General features: G+C 39.1%; 3 protein-coding genes. 2 read left to right on the top strand and 1 reads right to left on the bottom strand.

Translation table 11 applies throughout. The features are described 5' to 3' along the window. Together ACOVO2_RS00330 and ACOVO2_RS00325 are read left to right on the top strand one after the other, a co-directional pair. Positions 1–516 (top strand): CotH kinase family protein (locus tag ACOVO2_RS00330; protein WP_421768062.1); only part of this gene is annotated, 516 nt, incomplete at its 5' end. A 48-nt stretch (positions 517–564) separates the two neighbouring features. After that, on the top strand, positions 565–969 hold the full coding sequence (locus ACOVO2_RS00325; RefSeq protein ID WP_421768061.1) for an OmpA family protein: 405 nt from the start codon (positions 565–567) through the stop codon (positions 967–969). A gap of 475 nt (positions 970–1,444) precedes the next feature. On the opposite strand, the gene ACOVO2_RS00320 is transcribed toward ACOVO2_RS00325, so the two are convergent. After that, positions 1,445–2,316 (bottom strand): virginiamycin B lyase family protein (locus ACOVO2_RS00320; protein WP_421768060.1); only part of this gene is annotated, 872 nt, incomplete at its 5' end.

The following is a 2,316-nucleotide window of genomic DNA, read 5'->3' as shown; positions in this document are numbered from 1 at the left end:
ATTGATTTTTTCATCTTGACCGAACTCATGCAAAACCACGATGGCTATCGACTCAGCACCTATCTACAAAAAGACCGGGGCCAAAAACTACAAATGGGCCCAATCTGGGACTTTGACATTGCCTTTGGCTCTGATAATGGCTTCTGTGATGGCATGAATCGCCACGCTTGGGTATTTCAGTATAACCAATACTGCTCAGGCGATGCTTGGCTTGTGCCTTTTTGGTGGAAACGCTTGGTATCGGATGAGGCTTTCAAAAACAAACTAATTGCCAGATGGAAAGCTTTGCGAACAAAACAACTATCTGATAATCAACTCGATAAAACGATTGATGGCTTTAATAAGGAAATCACTGAAAAAGGAATGGTGGCACGAAACTTCGAGCGATGGGATATTCTGAATGAAAGAATTACGCCAAATTCAACAAAGGGTTCGCACGAAAAAGAAATCAGTCGAATGAAATCTTGGTTGAAAGAACACGCTCATTGGATTGATGAAAATATTGAGCGATTGTAGTATTTTTTTCATAAATTTGATGAAGCACTTGTTCAAAACTACAATCACATGAAAACGCTTTTGGCTTTACTCCTTTTTTCTTTGAATACTGCCTTTAGTCAGGAAGTAAAAGAAATGGTACGAAGTATTTATTTTGGTGGTGGCAGTGCCTACATCAGTAAACAACAAGCCCAAGATTTATATGATTTTGTGAAGAACATCAAGCACCTCGAATACTACGAAATCAATATCATGAGCCACACTGATAATATTGGTGGACGTGAATTTAACGAGTATCTTAGTCGAATGAGAAGTGCCTCGGTGATTGACCTGCTCAAAGCAATGGATATTCCGCAAGAGAAGATTAAATTTAAAGATTTTGCTTTCGATGCACCTGCTTATGATAATAATACATGGGAAGGCCGAGAACGAAATCGAAGGGTTGATATTCAGTTTAAACCGATTGTGTTTTGAAAAATGATTCATTTACAATTTTATTAATGAAATCATTCATTGCCGTCTGCTTTAGCTGACGGGTACTTTATACAAACAAATTTGACTTTAGTCTCAATATATGGTTTGACTAAAGTCAAATTTGTTTTGTTCTTATTCAATATTCCGTCAGTTGAAACTGACAGCAATGAATTATGTTTTATCAAATTTTAAAAATGACTGATGTTAAGCATTTTTTTAAATCCGTAGGATTGTCTCATCTTGTAGCCGTCGATTTCAATCGATGGTGAAGACGATGTATATGGCGTTTAAAGTTCCATCGGAACGACCCATATAATAAATGTACCATTCCAATAGAACTTAATTTGTCCTAACAATTACCACCGTCGATTAAAATCGACATCTACAAAATGAATCGAACCGATGGCCTGCGTAACATCAATTAATAAAATGGCTCATAGTAAATTTGTAAAATTGAAGAAGCCCTATATTCCAATTACCTCAAAGTTATCTTGCCCAGTGTATCGGTATCCATTTCGGTAAACCATAAATTGCCGTCATTCCCCATGCGTATGCGGTGCATCATGGTTCGTTGTGAGGGTGTTTTGTACCAAAAAATCGGCACACCAGCAATATCTCCGTTCGGCGATTGGCGGATAGACTTATCAAACTTCACCACATAATCATTTTCAGCTACTGACTGTTGCATTTCGCCCATATCATGATGGTCCATGCTCATTGGTGCATCGTGTTTTACGTAGCATTGTACCCAAATGTTTCCTTCATTATCGAACGAAAGTGAGCCTAAAATGACATTTTTCTGAACCATCGGCACGCTAAATTCAGTGATATTACCATCCATATCAATTCGTCCGATTTTATTTCCTGCCTCTTCCGTAAACCACATAAAAGTCCCTGCTGGGTCTGGTATGATAGCAATCGGGCGGCTATTGGCTGTTGGAATTGAAAATTCCGTCACAACACCATCTTTAGTAGCATTATAAATTTTATTCCCCAATAATTGTGTTCCCCAAATCCTTTTTTTATCAGGTTCAATCCTATCAGGTCCAGCCGAAAGAAAAATCGGCATAGCAGCCAATTGAGGTAACTCAAAATGCTCAACTGTTCCGTTAGGGTTAATCTTGCCCAGCGTACTTGTTCGTTTTCCTGTAAACCAAATCGTTTCGCCGTCGGCGTCCAGTCCAATTCCGTGCGGTGCAGGGTTTATCGGAGTTTTTGCTCCTTGCGTGTACATTCGTACATCAATCGACTGCACGATATTGAAATCTTTATCCAAACACACCACTCTGCCCTCAAATTCAAACGACACCCAAAGTCGGCCTTTGGCATCAATCAATAAGCCATGCG

The sequence above is a fragment of the Emticicia sp. genome (assembly GCF_049241225.1).
In the GTDB taxonomy this organism is placed as follows: domain Bacteria; phylum Bacteroidota; class Bacteroidia; order Cytophagales; family Spirosomataceae; genus Emticicia.
This window is presented reverse-complemented; position numbering and strand designations above follow the sequence as displayed.

Excerpts from the sequence above, each read along its gene's own strand:
- ACOVO2_RS00325 (WP_421768061.1), top strand. The coding sequence starts at position 565 with ATGAAAACGCTTTTGGCTTTACTCCTTTTTTCTTTGAATACTGCCTTT.